The 21,510-nt window shown below is 62.9% G+C and carries 28 protein-coding genes and 5 pseudogenes; 31 read left to right on the top strand and 2 right to left on the bottom strand.

Annotated features, from left to right (window positions below; translation table 11 throughout):
* Positions 1 to 3 precede the first annotated feature (3 nt).
* The 30 genes and pseudogenes from HQ394_RS04915 (at position 4) to HQ394_RS04775 (ending at position 17,564) form a co-directional block, all read left to right on the top strand.
* Entirely contained in the window at positions 4 to 318 is a 315-nt protein-coding gene (locus HQ394_RS04915) for a 50S ribosomal protein L23 (RefSeq protein ID WP_223292033.1), read from the top strand.
* A 10-nt stretch (positions 319 to 328) separates the two neighbouring features.
* A pseudogene (rplB, locus tag HQ394_RS04910) lies at positions 329 to 1,161 on the top strand (50S ribosomal protein L2).
* A 16-nt stretch (positions 1,162 to 1,177) separates the two neighbouring features.
* Positions 1,178 to 1,458, top strand: a pseudogene (gene rpsS, locus HQ394_RS04905) (30S ribosomal protein S19).
* A gap of 3 nt (positions 1,459 to 1,461) precedes the next feature.
* On the top strand, positions 1,462 to 1,845 hold the full coding sequence (gene rplV, locus HQ394_RS04900) for a 50S ribosomal protein L22 (protein WP_190262323.1): 384 nt from the start codon (positions 1,462 to 1,464) through the stop codon (positions 1,843 to 1,845).
* Entirely contained in the window at positions 1,845 to 2,528 is a 684-nt protein-coding gene (rpsC, locus tag HQ394_RS04895; RefSeq protein ID WP_190262321.1) for a 30S ribosomal protein S3, read from the top strand. Before rplV ends, rpsC begins: the two co-directional genes overlap by 1 nt.
* A gap of 27 nt (positions 2,529 to 2,555) precedes the next feature.
* On the top strand, positions 2,556 to 2,975 hold the full coding sequence (gene rplP / locus HQ394_RS04890) for a 50S ribosomal protein L16 (RefSeq protein ID WP_190262319.1): 420 nt from the start codon (positions 2,556 to 2,558) through the stop codon (positions 2,973 to 2,975).
* Positions 2,976 to 2,979: 4 nt separating this feature from the next.
* Positions 2,980 to 3,198 (top strand): 50S ribosomal protein L29, encoded by a 219-nt coding sequence (gene rpmC / locus HQ394_RS04885; RefSeq protein ID WP_190262318.1) that lies wholly within the window; start codon positions 2,980 to 2,982, stop codon positions 3,196 to 3,198.
* Between the two features lie 3 nt (positions 3,199 to 3,201).
* Positions 3,202 to 3,438 (top strand): 30S ribosomal protein S17, encoded by a 237-nt coding sequence (rpsQ, locus tag HQ394_RS04880; protein ID WP_190262316.1) that lies wholly within the window; start codon positions 3,202 to 3,204, stop codon positions 3,436 to 3,438.
* Between the two features lie 28 nt (positions 3,439 to 3,466).
* Positions 3,467 to 3,836 (top strand): annotated as a pseudogene (rplN, locus tag HQ394_RS04875) (50S ribosomal protein L14).
* Positions 3,833 to 4,154: pseudogene (gene rplX, locus HQ394_RS04870) on the top strand (50S ribosomal protein L24). The pseudogenes rplN and rplX overlap by 4 nt, the downstream one beginning before the upstream one ends.
* A gap of 11 nt (positions 4,155 to 4,165) precedes the next feature.
* Positions 4,166 to 4,705, top strand: coding sequence for a 50S ribosomal protein L5 (rplE, locus tag HQ394_RS04865; protein WP_190262314.1), 540 nt, complete (start codon positions 4,166 to 4,168; stop codon positions 4,703 to 4,705).
* Between the two features lie 19 nt (positions 4,706 to 4,724).
* Complete coding sequence (rpsN, locus tag HQ394_RS04860; protein WP_190262312.1) at positions 4,725 to 5,030, top strand: 30S ribosomal protein S14; 306 nt, start codon at positions 4,725 to 4,727, stop codon at positions 5,028 to 5,030.
* 12 nt (positions 5,031 to 5,042) lie between these two features.
* On the top strand, positions 5,043 to 5,441 hold the full coding sequence (gene rpsH / locus HQ394_RS04855) for a 30S ribosomal protein S8 (RefSeq protein WP_190262310.1): 399 nt from the start codon (positions 5,043 to 5,045) through the stop codon (positions 5,439 to 5,441).
* A gap of 24 nt (positions 5,442 to 5,465) precedes the next feature.
* Positions 5,466 to 6,002, top strand: a complete 537-nt coding sequence (gene rplF / locus HQ394_RS04850) for a 50S ribosomal protein L6 (protein WP_190262308.1) — start codon at positions 5,466 to 5,468, stop codon at positions 6,000 to 6,002.
* A gap of 3 nt (positions 6,003 to 6,005) precedes the next feature.
* Positions 6,006 to 6,368 (top strand): 50S ribosomal protein L18, encoded by a 363-nt coding sequence (gene rplR / locus HQ394_RS04845; protein WP_190262306.1) that lies wholly within the window; start codon positions 6,006 to 6,008, stop codon positions 6,366 to 6,368.
* Between the two features lie 10 nt (positions 6,369 to 6,378).
* On the top strand, positions 6,379 to 6,981 hold the full coding sequence (gene rpsE / locus HQ394_RS04840) for a 30S ribosomal protein S5 (protein WP_190262304.1): 603 nt from the start codon (positions 6,379 to 6,381) through the stop codon (positions 6,979 to 6,981).
* A gap of 107 nt (positions 6,982 to 7,088) precedes the next feature.
* Complete coding sequence (rpmD, locus tag HQ394_RS04835; protein WP_190262302.1) at positions 7,089 to 7,289, top strand: 50S ribosomal protein L30; 201 nt, start codon at positions 7,089 to 7,091, stop codon at positions 7,287 to 7,289.
* A 40-nt stretch (positions 7,290 to 7,329) separates the two neighbouring features.
* Positions 7,330 to 7,854: a 50S ribosomal protein L15 gene (gene rplO, locus HQ394_RS04830; RefSeq protein WP_190262300.1), complete on the top strand. Its 525-nt coding sequence runs from the start codon at positions 7,330 to 7,332 to the stop codon at positions 7,852 to 7,854.
* A gap of 21 nt (positions 7,855 to 7,875) precedes the next feature.
* Entirely contained in the window at positions 7,876 to 9,222 is a 1,347-nt protein-coding gene (secY, locus tag HQ394_RS04825) for a preprotein translocase subunit SecY (protein WP_190262298.1), read from the top strand.
* A complete protein-coding gene (locus tag HQ394_RS04820) occupies positions 9,219 to 9,878 on the top strand; it encodes an adenylate kinase (protein ID WP_190262296.1) in 660 nt (219 codons plus the stop codon). The genes secY and HQ394_RS04820 overlap by 4 nt, the downstream gene beginning before the upstream one ends.
* Positions 9,879 to 9,965: 87 nt before the next feature.
* Positions 9,966 to 10,343 carry a 30S ribosomal protein S13 gene (gene rpsM, locus HQ394_RS04815; protein ID WP_190262294.1) on the top strand — a complete coding sequence of 126 codons (378 nt, stop codon included), beginning with the start codon at positions 9,966 to 9,968 and terminating at the stop codon, positions 10,341 to 10,343.
* A 16-nt stretch (positions 10,344 to 10,359) separates the two neighbouring features.
* Entirely contained in the window at positions 10,360 to 10,752 is a 393-nt protein-coding gene (rpsK, locus tag HQ394_RS04810; RefSeq protein ID WP_190262292.1) for a 30S ribosomal protein S11, read from the top strand.
* A gap of 113 nt (positions 10,753 to 10,865) precedes the next feature.
* Complete coding sequence (locus HQ394_RS04805) at positions 10,866 to 11,882, top strand: DNA-directed RNA polymerase subunit alpha (protein ID WP_223291854.1); 1,017 nt, start codon at positions 10,866 to 10,868, stop codon at positions 11,880 to 11,882.
* Between the two features lie 48 nt (positions 11,883 to 11,930).
* A complete protein-coding gene (gene rplQ / locus HQ394_RS04800; RefSeq protein ID WP_223291853.1) occupies positions 11,931 to 12,362 on the top strand; it encodes a 50S ribosomal protein L17 in 432 nt (143 codons plus the stop codon).
* 132 nt (positions 12,363 to 12,494) lie between these two features.
* Positions 12,495 to 13,778, top strand: a pseudogene (locus tag HQ394_RS19555) (replication-associated recombination protein A); the annotation flags it as partial.
* Between the two features lie 21 nt (positions 13,779 to 13,799).
* Positions 13,800 to 14,894: an RluA family pseudouridine synthase gene (locus tag HQ394_RS19550; protein WP_317629032.1), complete on the top strand. Its 1,095-nt coding sequence runs from the start codon at positions 13,800 to 13,802 to the stop codon at positions 14,892 to 14,894.
* A gap of 123 nt (positions 14,895 to 15,017) precedes the next feature.
* Positions 15,018 to 15,458: an Hsp20/alpha crystallin family protein gene (locus HQ394_RS04790; protein ID WP_190262288.1), complete on the top strand. Its 441-nt coding sequence runs from the start codon at positions 15,018 to 15,020 to the stop codon at positions 15,456 to 15,458.
* Positions 15,459 to 15,473: 15 nt separating this feature from the next.
* A complete protein-coding gene (locus HQ394_RS04785) occupies positions 15,474 to 15,854 on the top strand; it encodes an Hsp20/alpha crystallin family protein (protein ID WP_190262287.1) in 381 nt (126 codons plus the stop codon).
* 32 nt (positions 15,855 to 15,886) lie between these two features.
* Positions 15,887 to 16,402 carry an Hsp20/alpha crystallin family protein gene (locus tag HQ394_RS04780; protein ID WP_190262285.1) on the top strand — a complete coding sequence of 172 codons (516 nt, stop codon included), beginning with the start codon at positions 15,887 to 15,889 and terminating at the stop codon, positions 16,400 to 16,402.
* Between the two features lie 118 nt (positions 16,403 to 16,520).
* Positions 16,521 to 17,564, top strand: a complete 1,044-nt coding sequence (locus tag HQ394_RS04775) for a Do family serine endopeptidase (RefSeq protein ID WP_190262283.1) — start codon at positions 16,521 to 16,523, stop codon at positions 17,562 to 17,564.
* A gap of 50 nt (positions 17,565 to 17,614) precedes the next feature.
* On the opposite strand, the gene HQ394_RS04770 is transcribed toward HQ394_RS04775, so the two are convergent.
* Positions 17,615 to 18,463 carry a ChbG/HpnK family deacetylase gene (locus HQ394_RS04770; protein ID WP_223292032.1) on the bottom strand — a complete coding sequence of 283 codons (849 nt, stop codon included), beginning with the start codon at positions 18,461 to 18,463 and terminating at the stop codon, positions 17,615 to 17,617.
* 161 nt (positions 18,464 to 18,624) lie between these two features.
* Between HQ394_RS04770 and HQ394_RS04765 the strand changes: the two genes are divergently transcribed.
* Positions 18,625 to 19,782, top strand: coding sequence for a glycosyltransferase family 2 protein (locus HQ394_RS04765; protein WP_190262280.1), 1,158 nt, complete (start codon positions 18,625 to 18,627; stop codon positions 19,780 to 19,782).
* Positions 19,783 to 20,148: 366 nt separating this feature from the next.
* Here HQ394_RS04765 and HQ394_RS04760 read toward each other — a convergent pair whose 3' ends face one another.
* Positions 20,149 to 21,510 (bottom strand): IS1182 family transposase, encoded by a 1,362-nt coding sequence (locus HQ394_RS04760; RefSeq protein WP_190260069.1) that lies wholly within the window; start codon positions 21,508 to 21,510, stop codon positions 20,149 to 20,151.

Below are 21,510 nucleotides of genomic sequence, written 5' to 3'. Positions count from 1 at the left end.
CCTATCGGCGCCGCGAAGTGCGCGTCGGCACCGAACGCGCTTNACGAGGTGGTACGCCGGCCGGTGATTACCGAAAAGGCGACGATGATCACCGAGCACAATCAGGTGACGTTTCTGGTCGCGACCGATGCGACCAAGCCTGAGATCAAGGCGGCGGTGGAGCGGCTGTTCAAGGTTAAGGTGATGGCCGTTAATACGCTGCGCCAGAAGGGGAAGATAAAGCGCTTTCGTGGTCATCTCGGCCAGCGCGCCGAGACGAAGAAGGCGATCGTCACCCTGGCCGAAGGCCAGACCATCGACGTGACCACGGGCCTCTAGGAGAGCGGCGATGGGATTGAGGCAATACAAGCCGACGACACCAGGCCAGCGCGGGCTCGTGCTGATCGAGCGTNNGGCGCGCTGTGGAAGGGTAAGCCGGAGAAGGGGCTCACCGAAGGCCTGCGCAGCAAGGGCGGCCGCAACAACCTCGGCCGGGTCACGGCACGGCGGCGGGGCGGCGGTCACAAGCGACGCTACCGGCTGGTTGACTTCAAGCGGACGAAGTTCGACGTCCCGGGGGTCGTGGAGCGGCTGGAATTCGATCCGAACCGGACGGCGTTCATCGCCCTCATTCGCTACGAGGACGGTGAGAGCGCCTACATCCTGGCGCCGCAGCGGCTGGCGGTGGGTGATGCGGTCATCTCCGGCAAGGTGGCGGATATCAAACCCGGAAATGCGATGCCGATGCAGAGCATTCCCGTGGGCACGATCATCCACAATGTGGAGATGAAGAAGGGCAAGGGCGGGCAGATCGCCCGTTCCGCTGGGACCTACGCGCAGTTGATCGGCAAGGACCAGGGCTATGCTCAGCTACGACTGAATTCGGGCGAACTCAGGTTGGTCCGGGCGGAGTGCATGGCGACAATCGGCGCCGTATCCAACCCGGATCAGCAGAACGTCAAGTTCGGCAAGGCGGGACGATCGCGCTGGCTTGGGATCCGCCCGAGCGTGCGCGGCGTAGCGATGAACCCGATTGACCATCCGCATGGTGGTGGCGAAGGCAAGACCTCCGGTGGCCGGCATCCGGTGACGCCGTGGGGCAAGCCGACCAAGGGCAAGCGGACGCGCAACAACAAGCGGACGGACGGGCTGATCATGCGCCGTCGTCATCGCGACAAGTAAGGGAGGGCGATCCACCGTGCCGCGGTCGGTTTGGAAAGGTCCGTTCATCGACAGCTATCTGTTGNNAAGAAGGCGGAACAGGTACGTGGCGCCAAGCGCAACGAGATTATCCGCACTTGGTCGCGCCGTTCGACGATCATCCCGCAATTCGTCGGTCTGACGTTTGGCGTGCACAACGGCAAGAAGTTTGTCCCGGTGCTGGTCACTGAGAACATGGTTGGGCACAAGTTCGGCGAGTTCTCGCCGACGCGCACCTTCCACGGTCACTCCGGTGACAAGAAGGCGAAGCGAGGGTAGGTGATGGGGAAGCCGGCATATCCACGGCCCCTGGCCGATAACGAAGCGATGGCGGTTGCCAATCAGCTGCGGATCAGTCCGCGTAAGCTGAACGTGGTGGCGCAGCTCATTCGCGGCAAAGCCTGTGGCCAGGCGCTGGCGGAATTGGAATTCTGCCGGCGACGGATCGCCCAGGACGTGCGTAAGGTGTTGCAGTCGGCGATCGCCAACGCCGAGAACAACCATCAGCTCGACGTCGACCGCCTCTATGTGGCTGAGGCGACGGTTGGCAAGACACTGGTGATGAAGCGGTTTTCGCCGCGGGCGCGCGGCCGCGCGGCACGGATTGAAAAGGCATTCAGCCAGATCCGCGTCGTGTTGCGCGAGTGGCAGGAGGAGGCCCACTGATGGGGCAGAAAGTCAGTCCGGTCGGGCTTCGTCTCGGCATCAACCGCACCTGGGATTCACGCTGGTTCGCCGATGAGAGCTATGCGTCCCTGCTGCACGAGNAGGATTTGCGCATTCGCAAGTTCCTGCACAAGCGGCTGCAGCAGGCGGGTGTATCCCGCGTCGTCATCGAACGTCCGGCGAAGAAGGCACGGATCACCATTCATACCGCGCGTCCGGGTGTGGTGATCGGCAAGAAGGGCGCTGACATCGAGCGGATCCGCCTGGAGCTGGCGAAGCTGACCAAGGCCGAGGTCCACCTGAACATCGTCGAGATCCGCAAGCCGGAACTTGATGCGAAGCTGGTGGCGGAAGGGATCGCGCAGCAACTCGAGCGCCGGGTTTCGACTCGCCGGGCGATGAAGCGCGCGGTGCAGTCGGCGGTGCGGCTTGGCGCGCAGGGGATCCGGATCAACTGCGGTGGCCGGCTCGGCGGTGCGGAAATTGCCCGGACTGTATGGTACCGCGAGGGCCGGGTGCCGCTGCACACTTTGCGCGCACACGTGGATTACGGCACCGCGCAGGCTCAGACCACCTATGGCGTCTGCGGCGTCAAGGTCTGGGNNATCTACAAGGGCGACATCATGGTTCACGACCCGATGGCCGTCGACAAGCGACTTATGGATCAGCAGGCGGCGCGCTAGGCGGCGACGCGAGGAAAGTAGCGAGAGATGCTCAGTCCGAAGCGAACGAAGTATCGCAAGCAGCACAAAGGCCGGATTCACGGCCTTGCCAAGGGAGCAACCGAGTTAAACTTCGGTAGCTATGGGCTGAAGGCGATGCAGCCGGAGCGGATCACCGCCCGCCAGATCGAGGCGGCGCGGCGTGCACTGACCCGGTTCATGCGCCGTGCCGGCCGGGTCTGGATCCGGATCTTCCCCGATGTTCCAGTGAGTTCGAAGCCGGCGGAAGTGCGGATGGGCGGCGGCAAGGGTGCCCCCGAGTTCTGGGTCTGCCGGGTGAAGGCCGGGCGGATCATGTTCGAGGTAGATGGCGTGCCGGTGGATGTGGCGCGGCAGGCGCTTGGGCTAGCGGCGGCGAAGCTGCCGATACGCACCCGCTTTGTCGCCCGCGCCGGTGAGGAGGAGTGAGGCGATGAATGGGGCCGAGCTGCGGCGCAAGAGTGACGACGAGTTGGTGGACGAGTTGCACCAGCTGCGCAAGGAGGCGTTCAACTTGCGCTTCCAGGCGGCAAGCGGCCAGTTGGAAAACTCGGCGCGCCGGCATCAGGTGCGTCGGGACATCGCACGGGTCAAGACGATTTTGACGGAACGTCGGCGAGCTGTCGCCGGCAAAAGTGTAGTGGCGGAATAGCCGATGCCAAGACGCGTTTTGCAGGGTGTTGTGGTGAGCGATAAGGCGGACAAGACGATTATTGTCTTGGTCGAGCGGCGCGTCATGCATCCGATCTACAAGAAGTTTATTCGTCAGTCGAAGAAGTACATGGCCCACGATGAGGGCAATGCTTGTAAGGCGGGCGACGTTGTGCGGATACGCGAATGCCGGCCGCTGTCGAAGCGGAAGTGCTGGGAAGTGTTGACCGACCCGGTCTGACGGCGGCGGACAGAAAAGAGGGCGAACCATGATCCAAGTCGAAACGAACTTGGACGTTGCCGATAATTCCGGCGCGCGCAACGTGCAATGTATTCGCGTGCTTGGCGGCTCGAAGCGCAAGTATGCCTACGTCGGAGACGTGATCGTCGTCTCGGTCAAGGATGCGATTCCGCGTGGACGCGTCAAGAAGGGCGAGGTCCTGCGGGCCGTCGTGGTGCGCACGGCGAAGGACATTCGTCGCGCCGACGGTTCGGTCATCCGCTTCGATCGCAACGCCGCGGTGCTGATCAACAAGCAGGGCGAACCCATCGGGACGCGCATCTTCGGACCGGTAACCCGCGAGCTCCGCTCGAAAGGTTACATGAAGNATCGTCTCGCTCGCCCCCGAGGTGCTGTGATGGCGAGTAAGATCCGTAAGGGCGACAAAGTGATGGTGCTGACCGGCCGCAGCAAGGGCAAGGTCGGCGAGGTGCTGAAGGTGATGCCGAAGGAGCACCGTGCCATTGTCCAGNGAGTCAACATGATCAAGCGCCACGTGCGCCAGAGCATGAAGACGCAAGGCGGGATCATCGAGCAGGAGGGCCCGATCGATGTGTCCAACCTGACGCACCTGGATCCGAAGACGAACCAANCCGACTCGCGTCGGCTTCCGCTTTCTCGATGACGGCCGCAAGGTCCGTTTCGCCAAGCGGTCCGGCGAGATCATCGATCGCTAGGAGACGCGGGCATGTCACGCTTGCGCGATCACTACAACGAGAACGTCCGGCGGGTAATGCAGGAGCAGTTCAATTACGCTAATCCAATGCAGATTCCCCGCATTACCAAGGTGGTGGTGAACATGGGCGTCGGCGAGGCGGTGCAGGACAAGCGCAAGGTGGAAGCAGCCGCCGGCGACCTGACACTGATTGTCGGCCAAAAGCCGGTCATCACCCGGGCACGGAAGTCCATCGCCACCTTCAAGCTCCGAGAGGGGATGCCCATCGGCTGCAAGGTGACGCTGCGGCGCGAGCGAATGTACGAATTCCTCGATCGGCTGATCACCATCGCCTTGCCACGCATCCGCGATTTCCGTGGCGTGTCGCGCAAGAGCTTCGATGGCCGTGGCAACTTCGCCATGGGGATTAAAGAACAGATCATCTTTGCCGAGATCTCCTACGACAAGGTGGATGAGATCCGCGGCCTCGATATCGTTATCTGCACCACCGCCAACAACGACGCCGAGGCACAGGCGTTGCTCAAGGCATTCGACATGCCCTTCGCGAACTGAAGGGGAGCGGGAAAGCAGCATGGCAAAGAAGAGTTTGAAAGAGCGCAACGACAAGCGTAAACGGCTGGCGGAAAAGTTCGCGCACCGGCGCGAGGCGTTGAAGGCGCGGGCAAAGGACGTGACTGTCTCACCAGAAGATCGGTTTGCCGCTCGCCTGAAGCTGGCCAAACTGCCCCGCAATTCATCGCCAACGCGTATCCGACTCCGCTGTGAGCTGACCGGTCGTCCGCGTGGCAACTATCGTAAGTTTGGCCTGTCGCGTATCGCCGTTCGCGACTTGGCTTCGACCGGCCAGATTCCTGGCATGGTCAAGGCCAGCTGGTAAGGAGCGGCGCCAATGTCCATGTCCGATCCGCTCGGGGATATGCTGACCCGCATCCGCAATGGCCAGCGGGCACGCAAGGGTGCAGTGATTGCTCCCGCCTCGAAGCTGCATCAGCGAGTGCTCGAAGTACTGCAGCGTGAGGGTTATATCCGCGGCTACAGCGAGCACGACGTTCGTCCGGGAGTACGCGAGTTGCGGATCGAGCTCAAGTACCACGAGGGCGATCCGGTGATCCGCGAGATCAGCCGTGTTTCACGGCCGGGGCGGCGAGTGTACTCGTCGATCAAGGATCTGCCGCGTGTCTACAACGGCCTTGGTGTCGCCATCCTGTCGACGCCGCGCGGGGTGATTTCCGACGCCGAGGCGCGGGATGCGCACGTGGGCGGCGAAGTGTTGTGCAAGGTATTCTGATGCGGCGAAGGGACGGAGGCAGCAATGTCGCGGGTTGGTAAGCACCCGGTAGCGGTGCCGGCCGGCGTCACGGTGGCCATCGACGGTCACCGGATCAGTGCCGAGGGTAAGCTCGGGACGCTGAATTTGACGCTGGTCGACGAGATCGATCTGAGCCGCGATGGCGATAGCATCGTTGTCAAGCCGCGGGTGGACAACCGGCGGGCGCGGATGATGTGGGGGACGGCGCGCACGCGTGTCGCCAACCTGATCAACGGCGTCGCGACCGGCTTCAGCCGCAAGCTTGATATCAACGGTGTCGGCTATCGTGCCGCGCTGCAGGGAAGCCAGTTGGTCCTGCAGCTTGGGTACAGCCACGAGATTCGCTATGACATCCCGGAAACGATCAAGATCGAGTGTCCGGATCAGACGCATATCATTGTCAGTGGCGCTGATAAGCAGCTGGTAGGCCAAGTGGCGGCGGAAATCCGCGCCTTTCGGTCGGTCGAGCCCTACAAGGGCAAGGGGNGCATCAAGTACGACAACGAGTTCGTCGTACGCAAGGAAGGCAAGAAGAAGTAATCCATGTCCACTTCAGCGGAGCTTTTCGAGCAGCGTAAGCAGCGCAACCGCTTTCGCCTAGTTGGCCGGGCGAACGGCAAACCGCGTCTGTCGGTGTTCCGGTCGAACCAGCATATCTATGCGCAGGTCATCGACGATCGGCAGCGGCGGACCGTCGCTGCGGCTTCGTCGCTGGAGAAGGAGATCCGCACGGCGGACAGTGCGGCAAAAGGTGCTGAACTCGCCGGTCAGGTGGGCAAGCTGGTGGCTGAGCGTGCGCTCGCAGCGGGCGTCTCGGCGGTGGTGTTCGATCGCGGCGGGTATCGCTACCACGGCCGGGTCAAGGCTTTGGCGGACGCGGCTCGCGAAGCCGGTTTGTCTTTCTGAGGAGACGGAGATGGCGCGGAGTCCGGGTGGACGGAGAGGCGAGCGCGAGCGCGATCAGAACCGCGAGCGTGGCGGCGGTCAGCAGAGCGAAGAAAACGAATTCAGCGACAAGTTGGTGGCGATCAACCGTGTCGCCAAGGTGGTTAAGGGTGGCCGCCGGTTCTCCTTTGCCGCGCTGGTGGTGGTCGGTGACGGACGCGGTCGCGTCGGTTACGGCACCGGTAAGGCGCGCGAGGTGCCGGAGGCGATCCGCAAGGCGACGGATCATGCGAAGAATCACATGATCCGGGTTCCATTGCGCGATGGCCGCACGCTGCACCACGACGTGCAGGGCCATTACGGCGCTGGACTTGTGGTTCTCCGCTCGTCACCGCCGGGTACCGGGGTGATCGCCGGCGGACCGATGCGAGCGGTGTTTGAGACCATGGGCGTGCAGGACGTGGTGGCGAAATCGATCGGTACCTCCAACCCGCACAACATGGTTAAAGCGGTGTTCGATGCGCTGCGGAAATGCTATTCGCCGCGGGCAGTGGCGGCGCGGCGTGGCAAGCGGGTGGGCGAGATCGTCGCTCGCCGCAGCGATACCGCCGGCGGCGAGCGGGCACGGGCATAGCGCCCGGACACGATAAAGGCGGAGCGACAGGGGCGAGCGCGGAGACCAGCGGCCGGGTGCAGTCCTGGCGTCCAAAACGGGGTCGCACCGGCGGTTAAGGTGAAGAGATGATAAGCAATGCAAGCCAGAAGCGGGTGCGGGTCACACAGATCCGAAGCCCAATCGGCAGGAAAGCGGACCAGCGGGCAACGTTGATCGGGCTTGGGCTGAACAAGCTTAACCGGACGCGTGAACTGGAAGATACGCCCTCGGTTCGCGGCATGATCGACAAGGTGCGTCATCTAATCCAGGTCGAGGACCTCCCGTGAGGGCGGCGACCCTGGTCGCGATGCTGGTGGCAGGTGAGCGATGAAGCTGAACGAAATCAGAGATAATCCCGGTTCCACCCGGCCGCGCAAGCGGATCGGCCGCGGTATCGGCTCCGGCATGGGCAAGACCTCGACCCGCGGTCACAAGGGCGAGAAGGCGCGCAGCGGCAACAATAGCAACGTCGGCTTCGAAGGCGGCCAGATGCCGCTGCACCGGCGGCTGCCGAAGCGCGGCTTCAAGAACCCTTTCCGCAAAACCTTTGTGGTGGTGAACCTGGGACGGGTGCAGAAGGCGATCGATGCCGGCCGGCTTGATCCGACACAGCCGATCGACGCGGCGAGCCTACGTGGCGCCGGACTCTTCCGGCGGACCTATGACGGTGTCCGTTTGCTGGGCGAAGGCGAACTGAGTGCCGGTGTGACCTTTCATGTGGTCGGTGCGTCGAAGTCCGCGATCGAGAAGCTCGAGAAGCTTGGCGGCAGCATCGTGATTGTTGGTGGCAAGCCGGCAGTTGCAGACGCGGACAGTGATGGTGACGCGGCTGCCGACGCGGCCAAGACCTAGGCGGAGAGGGGGAGCGCGAGCATGGCGTCCGCCGCGGACAACCTAGCCGCTAATTTCAACCTTGGCGCTCTCGGCAAGGCAANNACCGAGCTGCGCAAGCGGATCTGGTTCACGCTCGCAGCCCTGATCGTCTACCGCATCGGTACCTACATTCCGCTGCCGGGCATCGAGCCGGCGGTGATCAACGATGTGTTTGCCCGCCAGGCTGGCGGCATCCTCGGCATGTTCAACGTCTTTGCCGGCGGCGCCCTGGCGCGGATGACGATCTTCGCCCTCAACATCATGCCGTACATCTCGGCATCGATCATTATTCAACTGATGACGCCGGTCATCCCCAGCCTCGACGCCATCAAAAAGGAAGGCGAGCAGGGGCGGAAAAAGCTGAACCAGTACACCCGCTATCTGACGGTGCTGATCACCGCCGCGCAAGCTTATGGGCTTGCCGTCGGCATGGAGGGCATGCGCTCGTCGATGGGACCGGCGGTGCTGGATCCGGGGCTGTTCTTTCGCTTCACCACCGTGATTACCCTGGTGGGCGGAACCATGTTCCTGATGTGGCTCGGCGAGCAGATTACCGCCCGCGGTGTGGGCAACGGTATTTCGCTGATCATCTTTACCGGCATTGTCGCCTCCTTTCCCCACTCGATAGCGGCAACGCTGGAACTGGGACGCACCGGGGCGATGTCGACGGTGTTCATCCTGGTACTGATGATCCTGGTGGTCGCGGTGGTCTTCTGTGTCGTCTTCGTCGAGCGGGCTCAGCGACGGATCATCATTCAGTACCCGAAGCGCCAAGTGGGGATGCGGATCACTGGCGGCGAGAGCACCCACCTGCCGTTGAAGATCAACACCTCGGGCGTCATCCCGCCGATTTTTGCCTCATCGCTGCTGCTGATGCCGATTACGCTGATGAGCTTTTTCGCCGGGCAGGGTCCGTCGTGGTTCAGCACCATTTCCGCCTACCTCGGTCACGGCCAGCCGCTGTATCTGGCGCTGTATGTGCTGCTGATCGTCTTCTTCGCCTTCTTCTACACCGCCGTTGTCTTCAACCCGGTGGAGACGGCGGATAATCTGAAGAAGCATGGCGGCTTCGTTCCGGGGATTCGTCCAGGCAAGAATACTGCCGACTATCTCGACCGGGTTTTGACGCGGCTGACTGTCATCGGCGCCGCCTACCTGGCGATTGTCTGCATCCTGCCGGAGATTCTCATTTCCCGCTTTGCGGTCCCGTTCTTCTTCGGTGGCACCAGTCTGTTGATTGTGGTGACGGTAACCATGGATACGGTCACCCAGATACAATCGCACCTGATTGCGCACCAGTACGAGGGGCTTATAAAAAAGGCGAAGCTTAAAGGGAGGAGAGGATGAACCTGGTATTGCTGGGGCCGCCGGGCAGTGGCAAAGGCACGCAGGCGAAGCGCCTGCAGGAGAGGTTGGGCATCGTCCAGTTGTCCACTGGCGAGATGCTGCGGGCAGAAGTTGCGGCGGGCAGCGAGATTGGCCGCAACGCTGACACGCTGATGAAGGCGGGGCATCTCGTCCCCGACAGCATCATCATCGACATCATGGACAAGCGGCTTGATCAGACGGATTGTGCCNCCGGTTTCATCCTTGACGGGTTTCCGCGCACGGTACCGCAAGCGACGGCCTTGGAGGTAATGCTGAATGCCAAGAAGCTGAAGCTTGATGTGGTCGTGTCCATCGAGGTGGACGATGAGGCGATGATCGCACGGATCTCCGGGCGTTATTCCTGCGCCAAATGCGGCGCCGGCTATCACGACCTGTTCCAGCTCCCGAAGGTGGGCGGGGTGTGTGATACGTGTGGCAGCGTCGAGTTTGTCCGCCGCAAGGATGACAATGCCGAGACCGTTCGGGAGCGGCTGAAGGCCTATCACGTTCAAACCGAGCCAATCATCGCTTTCTATGATGAGCGGGGGCTGGTGAAACGGGTGGACGGCATGGGTCCGATCGACGAAGTAACCGAAAAAGTGCAATCTGTCATTGACAAACAGGCAATGAGTTGACTAGGTGGGGGTTACACCTATAATTCAGCCCCCACGCTTGTGGCGTGTTGCCGGTTGTTTCCCTGACAAACGAATGAAGGTGCGTAAGTGGCGCGCGTTGCTGGCGTAAATATACCAACGCAGAAGCGAGTCGAAATTGCCCTGACCTATATTCATGGGATTGGGCGTAAGACCGCTAAAGACATCTGCAGCAAGGTCGGCATACCCACCCAACGTCGGGTGCAGGAATTGTCCGATGCCGAAGTTTTGCGTATCAGAGAGCTGGTTGACCGCGAGTACCGCGTCGAAGGCGATCTGCGGCGCGAAGTGGCAATGAATATCAAACGGTTGATGGATCTGGGGTGCTACCGTGGCCTGCGGCACCGGCGAGGTTTACCGGTGCGCGGTCAGCGGACGCATACGAACGCCCGAACGCGAAAGGGGCCAGCCAAGCCGATTGCAGGCAAGAAGAAGGTGACGAAGTAGCAGGCGAGAGGTTGGCATGGCCAAAGCAGCGGTACAACGTTCGAAGAAGAAGGAGCGCCGGAATATCGTTTCCGGCGTCGCCCATATCAACGCGACGTTCAATAATACGACGGTTACCATCACCGACGTTCAAGGCAATGCCATTGCCTGGTCGTCGTCGGGCGCGCAGGGCTTCAAGGGTTCGCGAAAATCCACGCCCTATGCCGCACAGGTGGCGGCGGAGGATGCTGGCCGTAAGGCCCAGGAGTTCGGGATGAAGTCTCTTGAAGTTGAGGTGAAGGGGCCGGGAGCAGGACGCGAGTCAGCTCTCCGGGCACTGCAGGCGGTTGGCTTCAGCATAACCGCCATACGCGACGTTACTCCGATCCCCCATAACGGATGTCGTCCGCGCAAGCGTCGGCGTGTCTAGAGGGTCCGTTGCTCCGGGGGAGCGCCGTCGAAAGGCCTTCGTTGGACGGTGACGAGACCGGCGATGGCCTGTTTGAGCCGGCCGAAGACGGCATGTTGAGGATGAGGTCGCACGTGATTCAGCGGAATTGGCAAGCACTGATCAAGCCGGTCAAGCTTGAGGTCATTCCAGGCGCCGACNCCCGGCGCAGCGCTACGATTATAGCGGAGCCGCTAGAGCGGGGATTCGGGCTCACCCTTGGCAACTCGCTGCGGCGGGTCCTGTTGTCGTCGCTGCAAGGCGCGGCAGTGACAGCGCTGCGGATCGATGGTGTCCTGCACGAGTTTTCGACCATACCCGGCGTCCGTGAGGACGTGACTGACATCGTGCTGAATATCAAGACGTTGGCACTGCGGATGGGCGGTGAAGGTCCGAAGCGGGTAACGCTGAATGCCACTGGTCCGGGCGAAGTCACCGCGGGGATGATCACCACGGGCCACGACATCGAGGTCATGAATCCGAGCTTGGTCATCTGCACGCTGGATGAAGGTGCGCGGTTGGCGATGGAACTGGTGGTGGAGAGCGGCAAAGGCTACGTCCCAGCCGGTGCGAACCGCAGTGAGGACGCACCGATCGGCCTCATTCCCATTGACGCCATCTACTCGCCAGTACGCAAAGTGGCGTACAAGGTCGAGAATACCCGCGTTGGCCAGGTCACCGACCACGACAAGCTCTCGCTTGAGGTGACCAGCAACGGCGCGGTGTCCNCCGAGGACGCGGTGGCGCTGGCGGCGAGGATCCTGCAGGACCAGTTGCAGCTGTTCATCAATTTCGAGGAGCCACAGGCGGCAACAGAGGAGGAGCGGCGCGACGAGTTGCCGTTCAATCGCAATCTGCTGCGCAAGGTGGACGAACTGGAACTGTCGGTTCGCTCGGCCAACTGTCTGAAGAACGACAATATCATCTATATTGGCGATCTGGTGCAGAAGACCGAGGCCGACATGCTGCGGACACCGAACTTCGGCCGCAAATCCTTGAACGAAATCAAGGAAGTGCTGGCACAGATGGGGCTTTCCCTCGGTATGGAAATCGTCAACTGGCCGCCGGAGAACATCGAGGATCTGGCCAAGCGGCTGGAAGAGCCTTACTGAGACCACCCGTCGCGTCGCTGAAACGCACGAAGAAGAGGAGAAAGAGCGATGCGTCATCGCATGAGCGGGCGCAAACTCGATCGGCCCACGAACCATCGGCTGGCAATGTTCGCCAACATGACGGTGTCGCTCATGCTGCACGAGCAGATCGTCACCACCGTGCCGAAGGCGAAGGAGTTGCGTCGGTTTGCCGATCGCATGATTACGCTTGGTAAGCGCGGCGGCCTACACGCCCGGCGCCAAGCCAACGCCTTCCTGCGCGATGATGTTATCGTGCGCAAGGTGTTCAGCACACTGGCCGATCGTTACCGCGATCGTCCGGGTGGTTATACACGGGTGCTCAAAGCCGGATTCCGCTACGGTGATAACGCGCCGTTGGCGGTGATCGAACTGGTCGATCGCGATCCGGAGGTGAAGGGCGCCGAAGACAAGGCGCGGGCGGCGGCCGAAAAGGCACTGGCCGACGCGGCCGAAAGCTAAGCCGCGCTCGCCTGCCTTCGGGCGGGGCGGGGCCGGCGGTGGCCCGCGGCGTTGAAGCTGTCCGCGGGCGAACAGGCTCGCTGCGGCGTAACCGCAGCAGCAAAGCCCGCATAAGGGCGGCGGAAAGGTCCCGTGTCGTCGCTGTTCGAAAAGCTGGCACCGCAGCCGCTTGCCGACCGCCTTCGTCCGAAGCGGCTGGCCGATGTCGTCGGTCAGGATCATCTGCTGGGGGCGNAAGGCGCGATCCGGCGGATGATCGACGCCGGACGCATCACCTCGATGATCCTCTGGGGACCGCCCGGCACCGGCAAGACGACCATTGCCCGGTTACTGGCCGATGCCACCGACCTGCACTTCGAGCCACTCTCGGCGGTCTTCTCCGGTGTCGCCGACCTGCGCAAGGTGTTCGATGCGGCACGGCGTCGCCGCGCTGACGGCCGCGGCACGCTGCTCTTCATTGATGAGATCCATCGTTTCAATCGAGCGCAGCAGGACGGCTTTCTGCCTTGCGTCGAAGACGGCACGGTCATCCTCGTCGGTGCAACAACTGAAAATCCCTCATTCGAACTCAATGCACCGCTGCTGTCGCGTTGCCGGGTGCTGGTCCTCAACCGCCTCGACGATACAGCGCTGGAGCGCATTCTTGCGCGGGCGGAAGCCGAGCAAGGCAGGCCAGTGCCGCTCGATGCCGAGGCGCGGACCGCATTGCGGGCGATGGCCGATGGCGATGGTCGCTACCTGCTCAACCTGGTAGACCTTCTCGCCGATCTGCCGCAGGACGTCTCGCCGTTGAACGTGGCGGCGCTGGCGGACATGGTGCAACGGCGGATGCCACTCTACGACAAGGCACAGGAGGGACATTACAATCTCATCAGCGCGCTGCACAAGTCCATGCGCGGTTCAGATACCGACGCCGCCCTCTACTGGCTGGCGCGCATGCTTGAGGGTGGTGAAGACCCGCGCTTTATCGCTCGCCGGCTGGTGCGGTTCGCGGTTGAGGACGTGGGGCTGGCCGAACCACAGGCCCTGGTGCAGGCCCTGGCCGGATGGGAGACCTACGAGCGGTTGGGCTCGCCCGAGGGTGAACTGGCGCTGATCCAGGTGGTCGTTTTCCTCGCTTCGGCACCAAAGTCAAACGCTGCCTATCGGGCAGAAAAAGCATCGCGGCGCTTGGCGCGGGAGAGCGGCTCGTTGATGCCGCCGAAGCATATTCTCAACGCCCCGACGCGGCTGATGGGTGAACTGGGCTACGGCGCCGGCTACGTCTACGACCATCACACGCCGGAGGGCTTTTCCGGCCAGAACTACTTTCCGGACGAGATGCCGCGACAGACGCTCTATTCGCCGAGTGAGCGGGGGTATGAAAAGGAAATCGGCAAGCGCCTCGCTTATTGGCAGGGCTTGCGCGATCGCAAGGCGCGCGNNGTGGAGGTGGCGATGACGGGCGTTGAGGTTGTGGGCGTTGCCGCAGACGAGGATGGCCTGCGCCTTGATCGCTGGTTTCACCGCCACTATCCCGAGGTGACCCACGGCCTCTTGGAGCGATGGCTGCGTCTCGGCTGGGTGCGTATCGACGGGCGACGGGTCAAGGCCGGTGAACGGCTGAGCGCCGGTCAGCAGGTCCGCGTTCCACCGCGCGGTGAGGATACCGCCGCGGCGAAGCGACCGGTGGCGCAGCGGCCGCCGGTGGCGGAGGCCGACGCCAAAGCGCTGCGGGGGTCGATTCTGCACATGGACGATGCGGTGATCGTCATCGACAAGCCGGCCGGTTTGGCAGTGCAGGGAGGCAGCATGGTCCGCCGGCATCTGGATGCCATGCTGGAGGCGCTGTCCTTTGGCGGCCAGCGGCCGCGTCTGGTCCATCGCCTCGACAAGGATACCTCTGGCGTTCTGCTGCTGGCGCGGACGGTGAGTGCTGCGGCACAGCTTACCGCGGCCTTCCGTAACAAGCTGGTGCGCAAACTTTACTGGGCGATCGTCGTGGGGGTGCCCGAGGTTGCCAGCGGCCGTATCAGCTTACCGCTGGTGAAGCGCCGCACTGCCGATGGTGAACGGATGGTGGTGGACGAGGCGACAGGCGACGTCGCGGTAACCACCTACCGCGTGGTGGACAGAGCGGGGCGGCGGGCGGCTTGGCTGGCACTGGAACCGGTTACCGGGCGGACGCATCAGTTGCGTGTTCACTGCGCCGCATTGGATGCGCCGATCCTGGGTGATCGCAAGTACGGTGGCGACGGCGCACGTCTTGCTGGTGCCGAATTGGATACGCGGTTGCACCTCCTTGCGCGCCGGATCCAGTTTCCCCATCCCGACGGCGGCGAGGTCAGCGTTCTGGCGCCGTTGCCGCCATTTATGCGCGAAACCTGGAGCTATCTCGGTTTCGCTGCCGGGCATCCCTTGGGCGATTCCGACCTGCCGCCCACCGCCGCATCATCGAGCGGGCGAACACCCGGCAAGGGGCAGCGGCCGCGCCCGGCTGGCCAGCGGCTGTTACCGCGCCGTGCTGATACGGAGCGCAAGCGCAAGGGTTGAGCCGGTCCGTCTCGCAGGCTACATCAGATCGGCGACGATCTCGCCAGCGGTCTGGCTCGATAGCTTGTGATACGGGCCGCCACCGACGGGTCGTTCTGCCGCGCACGACAGCAGGAGGAAACCATGGTCAGGTATTCGCCGCCGACAGAGTTCTGGGTTGAGCCACTGGCCACCTTGAAGCGCATCCAGGACGAAATCAATCGCGCCTTCGGTGATGAGTACACCGCCACCGAAGGTGACTATCCGCCGATGAACATTTGGCGGGGCGAAGAGGGCATCGTTGTCACGGCGCAAATCCCAGGCGTATCGCTGGACGATCTCGATCTCTCGGTGCATCTCAACAGCTTGACGATCAAAGGGGTGCGGCATCCCACCATGCCGTCGGCCGAGGTCAGCGTCCATCGGCGGGAGCGGGTGAGCGGACCCTTCGTTCGCACCATTACCTTGCCCTCCAACGTCGATGCGGAGCGGGTGCGCGCATCGGTGGACTGCGGCATCCTGCGAATCGAGTTGCCGCGACCGGAAACGGATAAGCCACGCAAGATTCAGATCGGTACGGTTTAGGCGAGGAGACGGGTGATGAGCGACAGAATGACCGGCGCTCCGGGCGCCGAGAATACACGCACAGTGCCGGCGCTGCGGCCGGTTGCCGACATCTATGAGACGAAGGAGGCCCTCGTTGCGATTCTCGAACTGCCGNGGGTCGGCACTGACGGCCTGAACGTGACGCTGGACAAGCGTGTGCTCACCGTCAGCGGGCGAACACAGGCGTCTGTGCCCGCGGGTGCCGTGCTGACGGTAGGCGAGTATCGTGTCGGCGACTTCGAACGGTCCTTTACTCTCGCCGAGACGATCAATACCGATCAGATTGAGGCGGCGTTGAAGGACGGACTCCTGCGCCTGACCTTGCCAAAGTCGCTGCCGGCGCCGGCGAAAACAATAAAAGTGCGTGCTGGCTGACGACTCGCGACACTCAGGGGAGGATATGGCTGATGGACTTTCGCGACCTGATGCTGTGGCGGTGGCCGCCGCAGGCGGGCATGGGCGGCGACCCGGAAAGCGCGGCGCAACCGCTGCGAGCGCTGCAGGCCGACATCAACCGCGCCTTCGAATCCTTCTGGGGCAACATTCCGACGCCGAGCTTTCACGCCAACTGGGGCATGACGCTGCAGGCGATCGATATCCGCATCGATCTCGTCGAGTTGGAAAATGAGATTGAACTGACAGCGGAAATGCCTGGTCTCGAAGAGCGCGACATTGAGGTTACCCTGGGGGAGGAGTGCATAACCATCAAGGCTGAGAAGCACGCCAGCCGTGACCGCCAGGGCAATGGCTTTCGCATCAACGAACGACTGTATGGGACGTTGCAGCGGACCATTGCCCTCCCGGCGTTCGTTGACCAGGAGTCCGTCAAGGCGACCTACAAAAACGGTGTGTTGACAGTCTGGGTTGCGAAGCTGGCTGGTGCACCAAAGGATGTAAGGCTCATTCCAATCAACAAAGGCTAGGCCTGCCTCGCTCCTGTTGCCAGGATTGAACACGCCAGCACTGTGTGTCGGAGCCATCAACGTGAGTCGTCGTCATATTCTGCTTCTGCTTGTCGCTGTTTGCGCTTGTGTTGGCCCTATGGGCAGTGCTCGCGCCTCATCGATTCCGCTGGACGTTCTCAGCGGTGGCGGTGGGGTTCCGACCCTGGCGCCACTTCTCGATCGGGTCACGCCGGCGGTGGTCAACATTGCCGTCGTCTCCCGGTCGCCGGTGGCCGACAATCCGTTGCTGCGCGACCCGTTTNTTCGCCGCTTCTTCAATATCCCCGAGGGGATGCCGGAGGAGCGGACCCAGGTCAGCGCCGGTTCGGGGGTGATCGTCGACAGCAGCCATGGCTATGTGCTCACCAACCACCACGTAGTGGCGAACGGGCTTGAAATCTTCGTCACCCTGAAGGACCGGCGGCGGCTGAAGGCGCAACTGGTCGGCAGCGACGAGGCGACCGATATTGCCTTGCTGCGCATCGAGGCGGATGGCCTCAGCGAGCTTCCCTTCGGTGACTCCGAGGCGCTCAAGGTCGGCGATTTCGTCGTCGCCATCGGCAATCCCTTCGGACTTGGCCAAACGGTGACCTCCGGTATCGTCAGCGCACTTGGCCGCACCGGATTGAAGGTGGGCGGCTACGAGGATTTCATCCAGACCGATGCCTCGATCAACCCGGGTAACTCCGGCGGCGCCCTGGTGGATCTGCACGGCTCGCTGATCGGCATCAACACCGCGATCCTGTCGCCGGGAGGCGGCAACATCGGCATTGGCTTCGCCGTTCCCAGCAACATGGCCCGCGGGGTGATGGAGCAACTGGTCCGCTTCGGCGAAGTGCGTCACGGTCGGTTGGGAATCGCGGTGCAGGACGTAACCCCCGACATGGCTGAGAGCCTGGACCTCGACCGCGGTGAGGGAGCGCTTGTCACCCAGGTGGAGTCGGGTTCACCGGCCGATCGTGCCGGTATCCGCATCGGCGATGTGATTGTTGCCATTGATGGCCATCCCATTACCAATGCTGGCGACCTGCGTAACCGGGTCGGGCTGATCGCGGCGGGAAATCGTATCGATGTGAGCGTGAAGCGAAAGGGCCGTTCGCTCTCCTTGTCGGCGCAAGTGACCGGTCAGGCACGGCGGTAAGGTGGGGTGGGCAGTTTGGCGGCCAGGCCACAGAGGCGCCACCGGAGCGGTCACCGCCGCGACGTCATGGCGCGGAAGCGGCTCAGGCGACAGTTGGCGGCGGCGAGATCCTGACAGAAAGCATCGCTGGCGAAATAGGCAAACTCCTGGGCGCGGGTGGTGGTAACGGCATCCACCGCGCGCAGCGCCGCATCCACGTGGCCAGGATGGCACATGATGATCGAGTTCGCGCCGAGCCCAGCCAGGGTTCGCTGGAAGAAGTGGCGATAGTCCATGCGCGGATCAAAGTCGCGGACACCGCCAAAACCGTGGTTGGCGAGAACGCCCTGAAGGCGCGCCTGCTTCGCCAACCGCAGGGATAGGCCGGCGATGACCAGCGATCGGCGGCGAGATGTCCCACGCTTGAGGATGCGCGCGGGATGCTCCCAAGGAATGCGCAGGTAGGTGCCGGCGGCGGTCAGCGCGGCATCCTGCAGCAGCGCCAGCGTTTCGTTACGAATGGTGGGCAGGACATGGACGTGCTGGTGGCCGTCGATGAAATCGGGTTCACGTCCGAATGCGGCCATGAAGGCGTCAAGCTGCCGCCGCAATTCGGTGCCAATTTCACGGCCATTGAGCTGACCCGTAAACGCCGCTCGCATCAAACCCGGCAGCGATGGTAAGCGACCCTGCGGAGCGAGGACCGGCATCGGTCCCAAGGGCGGAAGGGTCGTCAAGGTGAGGTGTAGCCCGACGTCAATGGTGGCCGATAAGGGTTGCAACAACGCCGCTGCCCGCGGCCAGTCCGAGGCTACCGCCATGCAACTTGTGGCAGACAAACGAGCGTGTTCAACCAAGAACAAGATCGCTTCGCTCACTCCAGGTGCCAGCCCGAAATCATCGGCGCAGAGGACGACCATGCGCTCCCGCTGACTCACCGCATTCTCCCGCACATCTCTTCGTTCTTGCCGCCGCATTGCCGCGGAGGGAGCGTCATGATCCGCCTGTTGCAAATGCGCTGATTGTTGTCACAAATTCGTGTAAATTCAGCGCGCGTTGGTTCAGGGAAAAAAATATCCGCATGGTTCACCTTTATGAAGGCGAACGAACAGTGAAGAGCGGCCCGCGAGTCCAGTCGCTCTCCGGCCGTCCGCTGCTATCCATCGTCATTCCTATGCGAGACGAAGCTGCCAATCTCGACCCCATGTTTGCAAGGCTGCTGCCGGTGCTCGACCGCATTGGCATGGCCAGCGAAATCATCTGCATCGACGACGGCAGCATCGACGACACCGTCGCGCGCCTGAAGGTCTTGTACCGGCAGCACTCTCAGATCCGTATCGTCAGCTTTAGTCGCAATTTTGGCAAGGAGGTGGCGCTGGCGGCAGGGTTGCGGTACGCCCGCGGCGACGCCGTCGTCCTGATGGATGGCGACCTGCAGCATCCGCCGGAGTTGATCGAGGACTTTGTTGCCTACTGGCGCGAGGGCTATCCGGTCGTCTATGGGCAGCGTCGGCCGCAAGCGGGGCGTGGTCTGCGCCGGGTGCTCACCCGAATATTTTACCGCACCTTTGCGGTGGTGGCGCAGACCAAACTGCCGGAAGGGGCCTGTGACTTTCGCTTGATCGACCGGCGAGCCGTCGATGCGCTCAACAGCCTGACTGAGCGTACCCGGTTCACCAAGGGGCTCTATACCTGGATCGGTTTCCGGCAGATCGGAGTCCTTTTCGACGTCGAAGCGCGCAAGAACGGCAGTTCCGGTTGGAGCAATCTCGGCCTGTGGCGCTTTGCCTTGGATGCGATTACCTCGTTCAGCATGATTCCGTTGCGTATCTGGTCCTACGTCGGCGGCATCATCTCGCTGTTTGCCCTCGGCTACGGCCTTTACTGCCTGCTGCGGGAGTCGATCTACGGCACCGACGTGCCAGCGGTATCGTCGCTGATGATTGCGGTGACCTTCTTTGCCGGGGTGCAACTGCTCAGCCTGGGCGTGATCGGCGAATACCTTGGCAGAGTGTTCACCGAGGTCAAGCAGCGGCCCTTGTACCTTGTGGCCGAGGAAGTGGGGTTCGATACTGGCTTCGACGCTCACGGCGAGAGGTCGCGCAATGGCGAAAGCAGCGCCGCCGAGGCCGAAGAGGCGGTGATGCTCCATCCGAAGCATGCCCCGGCGAGAAGTAGCAGCGGCAGTCGCGAGAACACCACTGATCCCGCAGCGCGCAGCGTCGCCTGCCTCTATTAGTAGCCGCCAGTGCCGCACATACCTGCGTGCGGCGCAGCCCCTCGATGGTCTTGGAAGCGCACTCTCATCGGCCGTGGCTCTGCGCAGCCGATACACCCTGATGGCATAAGGTTGTTCAATGTAGCGGATCGCGTGGTTTCTCCCGGTAGGGTGAACCACGCGATCCTTGCCACTTATTTCGCCAACGGGCACTCGAAGGTTACCAGCGCCGAATCCTCACCCTGGTTACAAGGCTACTAGCAGCCTGTCGGACTTGCGTCTCGGGCGTCGCCGGACCTGCGTAGGGATCGGTGCGTCGGCGCCTCTGTCAGCGCCATTTTGGGCGGTGCGGTCGCGCTGGCGCGCCTGCGGAACTGGCCGCGCAGGCTAGACGGCGCGGCTGAGGGCGAACATCCGCTTCAGGTTCCATGCCATGGTCACAAGCCTCCACTCGCCACGGGCGGCATTGAGCCCGCGCAGCAGGAACTGCCGGAACCCCAGCACGGACTTGATGATGCCAAACACTGGCTCGGGCGTCTGCTTGCGCAGGGCGTAGAGCGCGCGGCCCTGCGGCGTGCGCAGCCGATACGCCATCGCCTGAACCGGGGTGGGGTCTTCGGGCGCCGGTGGCGCCGCAGCGAAGCGCTCTTGCAGGCTGAGATGATGCGCCTCGCGACCAAGTGCGATCAGCGGTTCGATCCCGCCGGCCACACAGGCCTGCACATTCGCCTCGCTGAAGTAGCCATTGTCCGCCAACAGCATGTCCGGCCTGCCGAGCACGTCCGGCAGAGTGCCGATCTTGTCCAGCATGGGTGTAAGCTGCTGCTTGTCGTTGGGCGCCTGCACCACGTCGGCGACCACCACCAGCAGACTGCCCGCCGCCACCGCCGCCTGCGCATTGTAGCACTGCTCAAAACCGCCGCCCGCCACCGCCATGATGCGGCTTTCCTCGTCGGTCAGATTGATCTGATCCGTGGGCAGCGGCGTCGCCACCGGCGGCTTCGGCTCACGGCCCGTGGGCTTCTTGCCGGTGGCCGCTGCCTTGGCGTCCCGTGCTGCGAGTTTCGCCTGATGGTCTGCCTGCTCCCGTTCGAAGCGTTCCTTCGCGCGGGCCTCGATCTTCGCCCGGGCCTCGGCGAGCCTGGACAACCGTTCCTCACGTCGCGCCAATTCGTCGGGGATCGACATGCCGTCAGCGATGTCCACCTGGTCCGCCGCTTCTGCCTTGGCCATGAGATCGGCCACTTCGGCCTGCAGTTGGGCCTCCAGCTTGCCCGCATGGTCATAGGACAGCGCGCTGTGCCGGCTGGCATTGGCGTGGACCTTGGTCCCGTCGAGCCCGACCGTTCCCAGCTTCAGCACGCCCATCTCGCGCGCGAGCACCAGCACCTGGACGAACAGCTTCTCGATCTGCGGCAGAAAGCGTCGGCGGAACGCGGCGATGGTGTCATGGTCCGGATGATCGTTCGCCGCGATGAAGCGGAACGCCACGCTGTCATAGGTCGCCCGCTCCAGCTTGCGGCTGGAGAACACCCCGGTGGCGTAGCCGTAGATCAGAATGCCCAGCAGAAGGCTGGGGTGGTAGGACGCTTCCCCAGAGCCACGGTAGCTGCCGGTCATCGGCCGCAGATCCAGCCCCGCGATCACCTCCACCACGAACCGCGCCAAGTGCCGCTGCGGAAGCCACTCGTCCACCGACGGCGGCATCAGAAATCCGCTGTCGCGGTCGATCGGGCGGAAGTTGCTCAT

The sequence above is a fragment of the Defluviicoccus vanus genome (assembly GCF_014672695.1).
Taxonomy (GTDB): Bacteria; Pseudomonadota; Alphaproteobacteria; order Rhodospirillales; family Defluviicoccaceae; genus Defluviicoccus; species Defluviicoccus vanus.
The sequence above is the reverse complement of the archived record's forward strand: the minus strand, read 5'-3'. Positions and strand labels throughout refer to the sequence as shown.